The following is a 14,195-nucleotide window of genomic DNA, read 5'->3' on the forward strand; positions in this document are numbered from 1 at the left end:
TCTTGGGCGCGGGGCATGACAGGCCCCGCGCTTTGGAAAGATGACCGAATGACCGCTGCCAATCCCCTGCTCGCCCAGACTGACCTGCCCGCTTACGGCGATATCCGCCCCGAGCATGTCGTCCCCGCTGTCGAGCAGGCGATTGCGAGCCACAAACAGGCCATGGCCGATCTGGCGGCGAAGGCGGGCGATCCCGGCCTGCTGGCCGCCAAGGCTGATGCGGATATCGCGCTGGGCCGGGTGTGGGGCGTGGTCGAGCATCTGCTGATGGTCGTCAACACGCCCGAGTTGCGCGCCGCCCATGCCGAGGGCCAGCCGCTGATCGACGCCCATTACACCGCCGTAGGGCAGGATCGCGCCCTGTATGAGGCGCTGGCCGCCATCGATCCCGATGCGCTGGACAGCGGTGAGCAGCGCGCCTTGAAGCTGGCCTTGCAGGCATTCGAACTCTCTGGCGTGGCGCTGGAAGGGCAGGCGCGTGAGGATTTCGCCGCCAACCGCGTCGAGCAAGGGCGGCTGGAGACCGAATTTTCCAACGCGGTGCTGGATGCCACTCAGGCGTGGCATCTCGAAATCCATGATGAGGCGCGTCTGGCCGGGCTTTCCGAGGCCGACCGCGCCGGGATGGAAGCTGCCGCCCGCGCCGCCGGGCAGGAGGCGGGCTGGCGCGTCACGCTGCATGCCCCCAGCGTGATGGCGGTGCTCTCGCATGCCGAGGATCGCGCGCTGCGTCAGGAGGTCTACACCGCTTGGAACACCCGCGCCTCCGATCAGGGGCCCACGGCGGGCCAGTTCGACAACAGCCCGCGCATCGCCGAAATCCTTGAGCGGCGCGGGCGTTCGGCGCTGGCGCTGGGTTTTGCCGATCCGGTGTCGGTCTCGCTCTCGACCAAGATGGCGCGCGATGCCGATGAGGTGGAGCAGTTCCTCTCCGGTCTGGCGGGTGCGGCGCGCCCTCGCGCCAAAGCCGAGCTGGAGGATCTGGGCGCCTTCGCGCGTGACCATCTGAACCTGCCGGACATGCAGCCGTGGGATGTCTCATGGGTGGGCGAGGCGGTGCGCAAGCAGCGCCATGCCCTCGATACCGCCGAGATTCGCCGCTATCTGCCGCTGCCCCGCGTGCTGGAGGCGCTGTTCGGTCTTGTGCATGAGCTGTTCGGCGTGGAGGTCCGCGCCGCCGATGGCGCGCCGGTCTGGCATCCCGATGTGCGCCACTTCACCTTGCACCGCGATGGTGTGGAGGCGCCGGTTGCGGCGCTCTATGCCGATTTCTATGCCCGCGAAGGCAAGCGCGGCGGGGCGTGGATGGATGTCTGCCGGGTGCGCCGCCGCGAGGGTGGGGCTCTGGTGACGCCGGTGGCCTATCTGGTCACCAATTTCGCGCCGCCGGTGGGGGGTAAGCCCGCCACGCTGCAGCACAACGATATGGTCACGCTGTTCCACGAGATGGGCCACTGCCTGCATCACCTGCTGAGCGAGGTCGATCTGGCCAGCATCGGCGGCATCGCGGGCGTCGAGTGGGATGCCATCGAACTGCCCAGCCAGTTCCTCGAAAACTTCGCCTGGGAGCCGGCCACGCTCAAGGCCGCCAGCAGCCACGACGCCACCGGCGAACCGCTGAGCGATCAATGGATCGAGCGCATGCTGGGCGCGCGCAAATTCCTCGGCGCGATGGGGCTGGTGCGTCAGGTGGAGTTCGCGCTCTTCGATCTGGCGATCCATTGCGCGGCGGGCGGCGACAATGCCCCCGATCCGATGGCGGTGCTCAGCGAGGTGCGCAGCCGCGTTTCGGTGATCGATTTTCCGGAATGGCATCGCTTCCCGCACAGCTTCACGCATATTTTCGCGGGCGGCTATGCGGCGGGTTACTACTCCTACCTCTGGGCCGAGCGCCTGTCCGCCGACGCCTATGCCGCCTTTGAGGAATCCCCCGAGAACCGCCATGCGCTGGGCGAGAAGTTCCGCCTTCAGGTGCTCTCGCGCGGCGGCACCCGCGATGCGCTGACCAATTTCATCGCCTTCCGTGGCCGCGAGCCCGACAATGAGGCCCTGCTGGAAAGCTGGGGCGTGGCCGCCTGACCGGATAAAGGGGGCGGGGAACATGGACGATGCGCGGATCGTCTCGGTGGTGCAGGCCTCTTCGGCGCTGCTGCCCTATCTCGATATGGGCGGGCTGGCGGTGTTTGCCGCCTCGGGCGCGCTGACGGCGGCCAAGGCGCGCCAAACGCTGGTGACGGCGATGTATTTCGCCGCTGTCACGGGTGTGGGCGGCGGCACCTTGCGCGACCTGCTGATCGGCGCGCCGGTGTTCTGGATGCATGCCTCTCTGCCGATCAGCATCTGCCTGTTCACGGCGCTTGCGGTCTGGTTCACACCCTATCGCTGGTGGCCGATTCAGGCGCTGGACTGGCTCGATGGCTTCGGTCTGGCGGCCTATGCGGTGTTCGGCGCGGCCAAGGCGCTGGCCTGGGGGATTTCGCCTCTGCCCGCCGCGATCATGGGGGTGGTGTCAGCCTCGATGGGCGGGATCTTCCGCGATCTGCTGGCGGGCGTGCCGTCCATCGTGATCAGGCCGGAGATCTATGTGACGGCGGCGGCCTGCGCGGCGGGCGGCTATGTGGTGCTGATCTGGGCCGGGGCGAGCGGGATGCTGGCCGCCGGTCTGGCCTTTGCGGTGGGGGTCGGCCTGCGCGGGGCGGCGATCCGGTGGAAGCTGGCTTTGCCTGCCTATCGGCGGTGAAGGAAGAAGAGGAAAAGGCGAGGGGGGAGTATTGAGTTGGTCGCATGTCTCAAGAGACATGCTCCGGGCCCTCGCGCTCCCATGAATGTCGACCTTGCGCCTCTGACGAAGCCTCTGCTTCGTGTTCAAAAAGACGCAGGCTGTAACATTCATGCTACAGTTTTTGCCTGAGAGACGAATGCCTGCGGCGCTCCCTGTTGCGCAGGTGGAGAGGTTGTGCGCACCCTTTCGGTGCCACTGCCCGCGCGTCGGAAGACGTTATGGGAGCGCGAGGGGGTAACCCCCTCGCACTTCATTTCCTTGGATTTTCCTGCCTGGAACCTCGGAGCAAGATCACCTTGCCCCCACCCCAGATAAAATATCTACCAAATCACTAGACAATCATCGGGGCGGCCCTTTAGGAGCATGTCCCGGCTGAGGCACTTGCGCGAATTCCGTATTGTAAACGCTGTTACGATTTGGAAAGCGAAAGCTTCTAGAGCATTCAAGCAGGAATCAGTCGCAAACCAGAGCATAAAAGAAGCAATCGAACACAGGCCAGGGAGGCCTGAACCAGAAGGCCGGCCCCCGATCCAAAGGGCGGCCCCTATCATGAGGTTACACATTCTATGACATCCACCCGCTATCTCACCTCGATCAGCCTTGCGGCGCTGGCGCTGGGCGCCCCTGCTCTGGCTTTCGCGCAGGATACTGCTGATGCCGCCGACACCGCCAAGGATATCGTGGTGACCGGCACGCGCGTCGCGGGCCGCACGAAGCTCGATTCGACCGCCCCGGTCGACGTGTTCAGCGGCGCCAGCCTGCAGCAGCAGGCCACGCCGCAGCTCGCCACGGCCATCGCCAACATTGCGCCCTCGATCGACTTCCCGCGCCCGTCCAACACCGACGGCACCGACGCGATCCGCCCCGCCACGCTGCGCGGCATGTCGCCCGACCAGACGCTGGTGCTGGTCAATGGCGTGCGCGCCCATACCTCGGCGCTGGTCAATCTGAACGGCTCGGTGGGTCGCGGTTCGCAGGCGGTTGACCTCAACACCTTCCCCACCGTCGCGCTCGACGGCCTCGAAGTGCTGCGTGACGGCGCCTCGGCCCAGTATGGTTCGGACGCGATCGCGGGCGTGGTCAACCTCAAGCTGCGTCAGGCCGACCATGGCGGCGGCGCCAATGTCAGCTATGGCCTCTATGGCACCAATTACACCGGCATCTACGGCAGCCATTCGGTGATCGGCGAGCCCAGCATCGACGTGTCGGGCTGGCAGGGCATCAAGCTGGGCGAGGGCGGCTTCCTGACCGTCTCGGGCGACTATCAGCACACCAGCGCCACCAACCGCGCCGACAATGACCCGCGCGTCGCGGGCAACCCCGTCACCGCGCGCACCGGCGATCCGAACGTGTTCCAGGGCAGCGGCTTCGCCAATTTCGGCAAGCAGTTGAGCGATGTATGGAGCGTTTATGGCTGGGCCGGTTACCAGTATCGCAACACCGCCTCGGCGGCATCGCCGCGTCTGCTCAGCGCCTATGCCAATCCGGTGACCTTCTCGGGCATCAGCTCGATCTATCCCAATGGCTTCCTGCCGCTGATCAACACCCATTCCAAGGACCTGAACACGGCCCTTGGCGTGAAGGGTGAGGTGGCCGGCTGGTCGGTCGATGCCAAGGTCAGCTATGGCCGCAACAAGATCGATTTCTGGACCAACAATTCGGTCAACTACACCTATGGCGCGGGCAGCAAGACCAGCTTTTACGATGGCTCGCTGACCTATGACCAGTGGGTGGGCGGCGTCGATGTCGCCAAGAAGTTCGACGTTCTCAATGGCCTGAACGTGGCCTGGGGCGTCGAAGCGCGCCGCGAGGGCTACAAGATCGGTCAGGGCGAACCCGCTTCCTATAACTCGGGCGGGGTGAACACCACCGTGGGTCTGGGCGCGCAGGGCTTCTCGGGCTTCAAGGACACCGATCAGGTCAATGCCCATCGTTCGAACGTCTCGGCCTATCTCGACCTCGACCAGCAGGTGACCGACAAGCTGCGTCTGGGCGCCGCCGGTCGCTATGAGCATTATTCGGACTTTGGCGACACCGGCACCTGGAAGGCGTCGGGCCGCTATGACTTCAACCCGCATTTCGCGCTGCGCAGCACGATCTCGACCGGCTTCCGCGCGCCGTCGCTGGGCCAGCAGTATTTCACCTCGACCGCCTATGTGCTCTCGACCGGTCCGGTGACGATCGGTGGCGTGACCTATCCGATCAACACGCCGCTGCCCACGGGCACCTATTCCTCGACCAGCGCGATCGGCAAGGCGCTGGGCGGCCTGCCGCTGCGTCCTGAAAAGTCGATGAACTACTCGGCGGGCGGCGTGTTCCGCTTCGGCGGGCTGGATGTGACGATCGACGGCTATCTGATCAAGGTGCGCGATGCGATCACCCTGTCGGAAAATCTGAGCGTCACCAATGCCGGCGTTGCGGCTGTTCTGGCGGGTACGGGCGTCAGCTCCGCGCGCTTCTTCATCAATGGGGTGCACACCACCACGCAGGGCATCGATGCCATCGCGCATTACAAGCATCGCACGCAAAGCTTCGGCATTTTCGACCTGACGGTGGCGGGCAACGTCAACAAGATCAACGTCGATTCGATCCCCACCAACACGGCGACGCTGGCCAATCCGCCCGTGCTGCTGCTGCGCAACCGCATCCAGACCATCACGCGCGGCACGCCGGGCGAGAAGATCAGCGGCACGCTGGACTGGAGCAAGGGCAAGATCGGCGCCACGGCCCGCGTGACCTATTACGGCAATGTGGTGAACCCCAGCTCGACCGACGCCTCGCTTGACGCGCCGACCGGTCCGCGCGCGATCACCGATCTGGAACTGCGTTACCAGCCGACCGATACGGCGCTCAATCTGGCGATCGGCGCGAACAATCTGTTCGACGTCTATCCCCGCATCAACCCGACCACGGTCAACACCACGGGCGCGGCGACCTACTCGGCCTATACGCCCTGGGGTCTCAACGGGCGTTATCTCTATGTCCGTGCCAGCGTGAAGTGGTGATCTGAACCCTTCATTTCGGCGTAAAAACAGGGCGGCGGGGCTGAAAGGCCCCGCCGCTTTTTTGCGTCTGCGTTATTCGCGGGGGCGAATCCGCGTTATTCGCAGGGGCGAATCCGCGTTATGAGCGGCGCGAATAGGCCAGCTTTGCCCCGCCACAGATTTCCTGATTAACTCTACTTCTGTGGTTGAGAATAAACAGACTGCGAGGGTTGAAGAGGGGGAACGCCGGAAGGGCGCCCGATTCGCACAGATGCAACAGGGAGCCTATTGATGAATCTTCGAGCGAGCCTGCTGGCTGGCAGCGTTCTGGCCGCGCTGATCGCGAGCCCCGCTTTTGCCGATGAGGCGCCCGCGCCAAAGGCCGATGCGCCCCAGACCACCTCGGCGGGCACCGGCGCCAGCGACGGCACCGAGATTCTCGTCACCGCGCGCCACCGCAGCGAGAGCAGCCAGGCGATCCCGCTGGCGATCTCGGTGGTGGGCGGCGACCATATCGACAACACCGGCGCCTTCAACGTGGGCCGCCTGCAGCAGTTGACGCCGACGCTGCAGTTCTATTCGTCGAACCCGCGCAATTCGGCGGCCAATGTGCGCGGCCTTGGCGCCCCCTTCGGCCTCACCAATGACGGCATCGAGCAGGGCGTGGGCATCTACATCGACGATGTCTACTACAGCCGCGCCGCGTCGAGCACCTTCGACTTCCTCGACGTGCAGCAGATCGAGGTGCTGCGCGGGCCGCAGGGCACGCTCTATGGCAAGAACACCACGGCGGGCGCGATCAGCATCACCAGCCGAGCGCCCACCTTCGAGCTGGAAGGGCGCGGCGAGGTCTCGATCGGCAATTACGGCTTCAAGCAGGCCAAGGCGGCGATCTCCGGCCCGCTGTCCGAGACGCTGGCGGCGCGCATCGCCATTTCCGAAACCAGCCGCAACGGCACGGTCTACAACGTCAAGACCCAGCAGGGGATCGATTCGCAGGACAATCTGGGCCTGCGCGCCCAGCTCCTGTGGCGCCCCTCGTCGCGCGTGGATGTGACTCTGGCGGGCGATTTCAACCGCCAGAACCCGATCTGCTGCTCGACCGTCTATTATGGCTATGGGCCGACGCAAAAGGCCGCCGCGCGCCAGTTCCCGGCGCTGGCCAAGGCGCTGAACTACACGCCGCCCTCGACCAACCCCTATGACCGGCTGACCGATCTCGACAGTCCCCTGTTCGCCCAGAACAAGACCGGCGGCGTTTCGCTGCGCGTCAAGGCGCAGCTTGGCGCGGGCACGCTGACCAGCATCACCGCCTGGCGTTTCTGGGACTGGAACCCGTCGAACGACCGTGATTACACCGGCCTGCCGATCACCACGCTGAGCCAGAACCCCAGCCAGCAGAACCAGTACACGCAGGAGGTCCGCTACAGCCTGCAGCAGCGCAAATACGATCTGCAGATCGGCGTCTTCGCCTTCAATCAGGCGATCCATACCGAGGGCACGCAGCAGCAGGGCAGCGCGGCGAGCACCTATCTGCTGTCCAGCGCGCAGATCGCGGCGGCTTGCCCCACGGGCTCGGCGGCGGGCTGCTCGACGGCGATCCTCAACGGGCTGACCTCGAACAACGACATTCGCCTGAACAACACCAGCCTTGCGCTCTATGGGCAGGCGACCTGGCATGTGACCGACCGCTTCGACATCCAGCCCGGCGCGCGCCTGAACTATGACAAGAAGAACGGCTGGTACAATGCCACCGTCTTCAACGGCGCGGGCCAGCCGGTGCTCTATTCGGCGACGCCGACGGCCACGCAATCGGCCCAGCTTGGCGTGCTGGCGCCCCAGCAGTTCGCGCCGCGTTTCAGCGCGTGGAACTTCAGCTATGACATCACCGCCACCTACCGCGTGGCGCAGGACATCCGCGTCTATGCCACCTATGCCAAGAGCTTCAAATCGGGCGGCATCAATCTGAACGGCGTGCCCGCCGATGCCAATGGCAATCCGCTGCTGGCCGCCGCCACGGTGAAGCCGGAATCGGTCCATCATCTGGAAGCGGGCATCAAGACCCAGTTCCTCGACCGCAAGGCGACGGTCAATCTGGCCGCCTTCCGCACCACCATCGACAATTATCAGGCGCAGGTGACCAATGGCGCGCTGGGCGTGCTGCGCGGCTATCTCGCCAATGCAGAGCAGGTGCGCACGCAAGGCTTCGAGGCGGATGCCTCCTATCGCCCCAGCGCGCGCTTCAACGTCTATGGCAATGGCGCCTTCACCGATGCCAAATACACCAAGTTCACCGCCGCGCCTTGCCCGCCCGAGCTGTCGGGCGGCACCACGGTGGCGGCCGGCCAGGTGGCTGGCGCCCCCGGCGTGGCGGGCGGGCTCAGCCCGGCGTCCTGCGATATTTCCGGGCAGCGCCTGCCGGGCGTGTCGCGCTGGTCCTTCAGCTGGGGTGGCGAGTACAATGTGCCCGCCAAGCTGCTGGGCAAGGATGGCGAAGTGTACTTCGGTTACGATGGTTCGTACCGTTCGAACTTCTCGTCCAACCCCTCGGCCTCGATCTACACCTGGGTGGATGGCTATTCGCTGCACAATTTCCGCGTCGGTTTCCGCGTGCCGCATGGGCTGGATATCTCGGGCTGGGTGCGCAACGCCACGGGCACCAACTATATCCAGCAGTTGACCGTCACCAGCGGCAACACCGGCCTCATCGCCGCGCAGCTTGGCGATCCGCGCACCTATGGCGGCACGATCCGGGTGCAGTTTTAAGTCTGTTTGAAAATCCGGCGGAAGAGCCGGATTTTGCGGCACCGGCCCACTCCCCCGCCCGACCACCCAGAGGATACCACCGTAGGGTGTTCGGGCGGGGGAACGGGCCGGCACCGCAGCAGCGATGTAACAGAACAGGGGCGCGGGCCTTCCGCGCCCCTTTCCATTTGCGCGGCGGTGGCCTACATTGCCGCCATGGCTGTTTATTTTCATGAAGAAGACTTGCCCGCTGGCGTTCTCAAGCCGGGCATCATCGCTGTCGACACCGAGACCATGGGCCTTATCACCCGTCGCGATCGCCTCTGCGTGGTGCAGATCAGCGATGGCAGCGGTGACGAGCATCTGGTGCGGTTCGGCCCCAACAGCACCTATGACGCGCCCAATCTGAAGGCCGTGCTGGCCGATCCGGAACGCCTGAAGCTTTACCACTTCGCCCGTTTCGACATTGCCGCCATCCAGCATTACCTCGGCGTGATCGCCGCGCCCGCCTTCTGCACCAAGATCGCCAGCAAGCTGGTGCGCACCTACACCGACCGCCATGGCCTCAAGGATCTGGTGCGCGAGCTGATGGGCAAGGAAATCTCCAAGCAGCAGCAGTCGAGCGACTGGGGCGGCGCCGAGCTGTCCGAGCAGCAGCGCGACTATGCCGCCAGCGATGTGCGCTACCTGCACGGCTGCTACGCCATTCTGGTCGAGCGTCTGGCGCGCGAGAACCGCACCGCCATCGCCCAGGCCTGTTTCGACTTCCTGCCCGCGCGCGCCGCGCTCGATCTGGCGGGCTGGGAAAACCACGATATCTTCAGCCACGAAGCGGCCTGAGAACGCAAGTGACCCTCTCCAAGCGCCAGATCCACGACAAGAGGCGGGCCATGGCGCTGCCCGGCTGCCAGCGCGAGCTGCTGCTGGGCACGCTGGGGCGCTTCCTGCCGGGTGCGGCGGGGGTGGTGGTGGCGGTGATGGTCGTCTGGCCGCTGTTCCCGCATAATTCGGTCAGCTTCCTGCTCGACCGCAACAAGGTGCAGGTCACCGAAAACCGCATGCTGATCCAGAGTGCGGCCTATCGCGGCAAGGACACTGAAGGGCGCCCCTTCGAACTGTCCGCGCGGGATGCGGTGCAGCATTCGGCGCAGGATCCGCTGGTGCGGATGAACCAGTTGATCGGCACCATCGCGCTCAACGATGGCCCGGCCAGGCTGGAGGCCGCTCAGGGCAATTTCGACATTGCGCGTGAGCAGCTCACCGTGCCGGGGCAACTGCGCTTCCAGCATGCCGGCGGCTATGACATGCATGCCAATCAGGTGGTCATCGATGTGCGCCACCAGACGGTGCTGAGCAAGGGCAGCGCCAGTGGGCTGATCCCCTCGGGCGATTTTTCCGGCGACCATATGTATGCCGATCTCGACAAGCATACGGTGCGGCTGGAAGGGCGCGCGCGCCTGCGCATGACGCCGGGCAAGACGATGCAGAATGCGCAGGCGGATCTGAAACCCGCTGGCGCGCCTCCCCCGAATCAAGGCCACTGATGCGGCCTTGCTCCATAAATATCGCCCCGTGCCGCTTCACGGACCGGGCCGCTTAGGTTAGACGCCCCCTATGCGCATGCCCCTGCCCAGCTCGATTCCCACCCGCCCCCTGATGCTCGGCTTTGCCGCTGCCGCCTGTCTGGCGGTGGGCACGGCGCATGGCGCGGGCGGCCTGTCGGGCCATAACAGCAATGCCCCGGTCAATTACGAGGCCGACCGCATCGATCTGGACGACAAGGCCAATCATGTGGTGCTTTCGGGCCATGTCGTCATCACCCAGGCCGAGCTGAAGATGACCGCGGCGCGCACGCTGGTGGATTACACCAACAACGGCTCGCTCAAGATCAAGCTGATCAACTCGACCGGCGGGGTGGTCGTCACGCGCAACAATGAGAGCGCGGTGGGCGATGTCGGCACCTATGATTTCGATCGGCGGGTGATCGTCATGTCGGGCAATGTCACGCTGCGCCGGGGCACCGATGTGTCGCATGGCGCGCGGCTGGTGGTGGACCTCAACACCGGGCTGAGCAACTTCGTGGGCGGCGCGGCCCGCCCCGGTGCGGTGACGGGGCCGACTCCGGGCCGTGTCAGCGGCAGCTTCTCCGTGCCTGACAAGAAGAAGGACGGCGGTTCTTCGGACAGCAAGCCCGAAGGCCAGTAAGAGGTTTTTTGAAAATCCGGCGAAAAAGCCGGATTTCGCGCCGCCAGCCCGCCCTGACAATGCGCCTTGGCGCATTGTCCTACAAACAACACCTCAGGCCACTTCCTCTTCCACCGGCTCGACATCGGCCGAGACCGTCATGGTCTGGCCCGCGCCGCCATGGAACACGCCGTCGAGCGGGGCGACATCGCTGTAATCGCGCCCCATCGCCACCACGATATGGTCGGTGGTGACCAGAGTGGCATTGGTCGGGTCCAGCCCCACCCAGCCCAGATCGGGGCCGCACCACAAGGCCACCCAGGCATGCATCATATCGGCGCCCACCAGCCGGGGCATGCCCGGCGGCGGAATGGTGCGCAGATAGCCGCTGACATAGGCTGCAGGCAGGCCGATGGCGCGCAGCGCGCAGATCATCACATGGGTGAAGTCCTGACAGACCCCGCGCCGCGCCCGGAACGCATCGATGGGCGGCTGGTCGGGGCTGGTGGAGGCGGCATCGAAGGCGAACTCATCGTGCAGCGCCTGCATCAGGGCGATGGCGGCCTGCATCACGGGGGCCTCGTCGCTCAGCCACTGGCGGCCCCATGCGCCGATCTCGCCGGGCCAGATCGCGGCAATGGGCGAGGCGAAGAGGTAGGACGCCGGGCTGCCGGGCCCCACAGCCGGCCAGCCCATGGCCAGAGCCCGCACCTGAGCGATGCTGGGGCTGGGCGCCTGTGCCCGGTCGAAAGCAGGCGGCTGCACGCGGGCGCGAAAACGGCTGGTGATCGACAGCCTTGTGATCGGGTCGCGCAGGGTCAGCCTGGTCTCATTGGCGAGCCAGGGGCTGCTTTTCTGGCGGATGTCGGCGGGGGCCGGGCTGACGTCCAGCCGGTAATCGCTCACCGTCTGCCCCGGCCAGTCGATGGGGCGCAGCCGCAGGTTGAAGCGGGCAAGGCGCACCAGATTGCTGTAAAACAGCGTGGTGGTGTGGGTGACGTTATAGATCATGACAGCAGCGCCCCCTGCTGGCGCGGCGCGACCGTCTCATTGGGCAGGAAATAGCGCTCCGAAATCCGGTCCGACAGGCTGAGCAACTGGATCTCGATGGCATGCAGCGTGCCGCTGTCCACATCGGCGATGGCCTGCGCCTGAAGCGGGGCAAGGATCGCGCGGGCATCGAGCAGGGTCTGTTCGGGCAGATTGCGATCGTCGAGCGGTGGCAGGCCGGAGATCCGCTGCACCAAAGCCTCGACCTGAAAGGCCAGCGAGCGAGGGTTGTCGGGATCGAGCAGCACCAGATCGAGCACCTGCAAGGGCGCGGCCCCGCTCAGATAGCGTGAGCGATAGGTGATCTGGCTGTCGCACAGCTCCAGCAGCACATTGAGCCCTTCCTGACCCGAGGCCTGCAGCCCGCGCGTCACCCGGCAGATCGACAAGGCACGCTCGATGCGGCGGCCCATGTCGATAAAGGCATGGGCCGGCCCGCGCATCATGTTTTCCGCGATCAGGCCGGAGAGGGCGCTCAGGCGCTCGATCAGCTCCTCGATCACTTCCAGCATGGTCTGGGGGTGATGGTCGCGCAGGGCGGGCATCGGGCGGCTGGCGATCAGCCAGAAATCGCGGGCGAAACGCTGGCGCAGCGCCCGCCCGGTGTTCTGCAACTGGCGGATCAGCGAGGGGATGCCGCCGGGCAGCTCGCCTTCGGTCAGGGCGTCGGCGCAGATATCCAGCGTGGGCTCGCCCATGCCCTGAGCCCGCACCGCGCCCCCGGCATGCAGCAGGTTGATGAGCATGCCGCCGACCCCCGCCTGATGGGCAGGGCTGGCATCGGCCTCGATCGAGCCGCCCAGCAGGGCGCGCAACAGACGCAGGGTGAACTCGGCCCGCTCGGCATAGCGGGCGAACCAGAACAGATTGTCCGCCGACTGGCTGGCCAGAATCGCCCCGCCGCGCACCACGCCGGGCGCATCCAGCATGGTGTGGCCCACCGAGGACTGCTTCTGCGCATCGGCAATGCAGACATCGGCGGAGAGGTCCCCGGTGCCGATCAGCGCGGGGGTCTCATCGTCGCCGGGCAGGATGCGGGCGAAGCCGCCGGGCATCACCTGCCAGCGGCCCTGCCCGTCGCGCGCGGCAAAGACGCGCAGCGAGAAGGGGCGCGGCACCAGTTGCTGCTCGACCGGCGTGGGCGCACTCAGTGTCGGTGTCTGGCCCAGCGCCATCAGCGTCTGCACCACATAATCCATCGGCCGCTGCCGCATCGCGGCCAGCAGCGCGGCGCGGCGCTCGGGGCTCAGCGAGGCGCCCACCACCGGTTGCGAGCCCAGCCCCTCGGCGCTGCCGAAGGCCGGGGCGATCAGCAGATCGTCAAAATGCGCTTCGGCATGGGCCAGCGCGCCATCCTGCCCGCACCACCAGCCCGGCACGCTTTTGAGCAAAGCGTTTTGCCCCAGCAGCAGCGGGCAGAGCCGCTCCATCTGGGTGGCCATGGCGCGGCTTTCCACCACTTCGGCGCCGGGCCAGTTGGCCACCACCGCGCCGCCGGGCAGCGTTGCCATCAGATCGGGCACCCCCAGCGTGGAGCGCACATCGAAGCTGAGCGGATCGAGCGCATTGGTGTCGATCCAGCGCCACAGCGCATCGACGCGCTTGGGGCCCGCGATGGTGCGCACGAAGAGGCGATCCTGATTGACCACCAGATCCCGCCCCTCGACCAGCGGAAAGCCGAGATAGCGCGCCAGATGCGCCTGCTCGGAATAGGACTGGTTGAGCCGCCCCGGCGTCAGCAGGGCGATGCGCGGACGGTCGCGCTGGCAGTCGCGCGCCAGCCCCTCGCGCAGGGCGGAGAAGAACCCCGCCTGCCGCCGCGCATGGATATCGCCCAGCAGCGATCCCGTCGCGCGCGAAAAGGCCAGCCGGTTCTCCAGAGCATAACCGATCCCGCTGGCCAGCCGCACCCGGTCGGAGAGCACGCACCATTGCCCATCCGGACCGCGCGTCAGATCCATCGCGCAGACATGCAGCCAATGGCCCGAGGGCGGCGCCATCCCCGGCATCTTGCGCGCAAAGTAAGGGCTGCCGGTCAGGATCGGGGCGGGCAGATGGCGCTTGGCCACCAGTTGGCCGTGCCCATAAATATCGCCGATCAGCCTTTCGAGCAGATCGGCGCGCTGGACCACCCCGGCCTCGATCCCCGCCCATTCCTCGCCACCGATGATCAGCGGCATGGGGGTGAGCGGCCAGTCGCGCTCGGCCTCGTCGCCCGCGATGCGGAAGGTCAGGCCCATATCGCGGATCTGGCGGGCGATCTGCTCCTGCACGCCGCCCCCGCTGCTACCATGGCCTTCGCCCAGCGCCGCGAGCCCGCGCGCCATGGTGCGCCAATGGGCCGCCGTCTGCGGCGAGGCAGAGGCATAGAGATCGCTGGCCGTGTCGGAGGGCTGATAGGAACTCAGCCAATCCGGGGCGGCAGGCAGGGCACGGCTGCGCGGCATGGG

9 protein-coding genes are annotated in these 14,195 nt (G+C 66.2%); 7 read left to right on the forward strand and 2 right to left on the reverse strand.

The genetic code is table 11. The features are described 5' to 3' along the window. Window positions 1–48: 48 nt before the first annotated feature. The 7 genes from ABDW49_RS01270 to ABDW49_RS01300 all read left to right on the forward strand — a co-directional run bounded on the left by ABDW49_RS01270 (window position 49) and on the right by ABDW49_RS01300 (window position 10,716). Window positions 49–2,079, forward strand: coding sequence for a M3 family metallopeptidase (locus ABDW49_RS01270; protein ID WP_343609111.1), 2,031 nt, complete (start codon window positions 49–51; stop codon window positions 2,077–2,079). Window positions 2,080–2,101: 22 nt separating this feature from the next. Beyond that, window positions 2,102–2,740 carry a trimeric intracellular cation channel family protein gene (locus ABDW49_RS01275; RefSeq protein ID WP_343609112.1) on the forward strand — a complete coding sequence of 213 codons (639 nt, stop codon included), beginning with the start codon at window positions 2,102–2,104 and terminating at the stop codon, window positions 2,738–2,740. A 608-nt stretch (window positions 2,741–3,348) separates the two neighbouring features. Next, a complete protein-coding gene (locus tag ABDW49_RS01280) occupies window positions 3,349–5,787 on the forward strand; it encodes a TonB-dependent receptor (protein ID WP_343609113.1) in 2,439 nt (812 codons plus the stop codon). A 270-nt stretch (window positions 5,788–6,057) separates the two neighbouring features. Continuing rightward, entirely contained in the window at window positions 6,058–8,532 is a 2,475-nt protein-coding gene (locus ABDW49_RS01285) for a TonB-dependent receptor (RefSeq protein ID WP_343609114.1), read from the forward strand. Window positions 8,533–8,727: 195 nt separating this feature from the next. Beyond that, a complete protein-coding gene (locus ABDW49_RS01290; RefSeq protein ID WP_343609115.1) occupies window positions 8,728–9,351 on the forward strand; it encodes a ribonuclease D in 624 nt (207 codons plus the stop codon). An 8-nt stretch (window positions 9,352–9,359) separates the two neighbouring features. After that, window positions 9,360–10,055 (forward strand): LPS export ABC transporter periplasmic protein LptC, encoded by a 696-nt coding sequence (locus tag ABDW49_RS01295; protein ID WP_343609116.1) that lies wholly within the window; start codon window positions 9,360–9,362, stop codon window positions 10,053–10,055. A 70-nt stretch (window positions 10,056–10,125) separates the two neighbouring features. After that, complete coding sequence (locus ABDW49_RS01300; protein ID WP_343609117.1) at window positions 10,126–10,716, forward strand: LptA/OstA family protein; 591 nt, start codon at window positions 10,126–10,128, stop codon at window positions 10,714–10,716. 93 nt (window positions 10,717–10,809) lie between these two features. On the opposite strand, the gene ABDW49_RS01305 is transcribed toward ABDW49_RS01300, so the two are convergent. Further along, window positions 10,810–11,706, reverse strand: coding sequence for a transglutaminase family protein (locus ABDW49_RS01305; protein WP_343609118.1), 897 nt, complete (start codon window positions 11,704–11,706; stop codon window positions 10,810–10,812). Continuing rightward, window positions 11,703–14,192, reverse strand: coding sequence for a circularly permuted type 2 ATP-grasp protein (locus ABDW49_RS01310; RefSeq protein ID WP_343609119.1), 2,490 nt, complete (start codon window positions 14,190–14,192; stop codon window positions 11,703–11,705). Before ABDW49_RS01310 ends, ABDW49_RS01305 begins: the two co-directional genes overlap by 4 nt. Between the last annotated feature and the right edge of the window lie 3 nt (window positions 14,193–14,195).

Source organism: Novosphingobium sp. (assembly GCF_039595395.1).
GTDB lineage: Bacteria > Pseudomonadota > Alphaproteobacteria > Sphingomonadales > Sphingomonadaceae > Novosphingobium.

Excerpts from the sequence above, each read along its gene's own strand:
- ABDW49_RS01270 (WP_343609111.1), top strand. The coding sequence starts at position 49 with ATGACCGCTGCCAATCCCCTGCTCGCCCAGACTGACCTGCCCGCTTAC.
- ABDW49_RS01275 (WP_343609112.1), top strand. The coding sequence starts at position 2,102 with ATGGACGATGCGCGGATCGTCTCGGTGGTGCAGGCCTCTTCGGCGCTG.
- ABDW49_RS01280 (WP_343609113.1), top strand. The coding sequence starts at position 3,349 with ATGACATCCACCCGCTATCTCACCTCGATCAGCCTTGCGGCGCTGGCG.
- ABDW49_RS01285 (WP_343609114.1), top strand. The coding sequence starts at position 6,058 with ATGAATCTTCGAGCGAGCCTGCTGGCTGGCAGCGTTCTGGCCGCGCTG.
- ABDW49_RS01290 (WP_343609115.1), top strand. The coding sequence starts at position 8,728 with ATGGCTGTTTATTTTCATGAAGAAGACTTGCCCGCTGGCGTTCTCAAG.
- ABDW49_RS01300 (WP_343609117.1), top strand. The coding sequence starts at position 10,126 with ATGCGCATGCCCCTGCCCAGCTCGATTCCCACCCGCCCCCTGATGCTC.
- ABDW49_RS01305 (WP_343609118.1), bottom strand. The coding sequence starts at position 11,706 with ATGATCTATAACGTCACCCACACCACCACGCTGTTTTACAGCAATCTG.
- ABDW49_RS01310 (WP_343609119.1), bottom strand. The coding sequence starts at position 14,192 with ATGCCGCGCAGCCGTGCCCTGCCTGCCGCCCCGGATTGGCTGAGTTCC.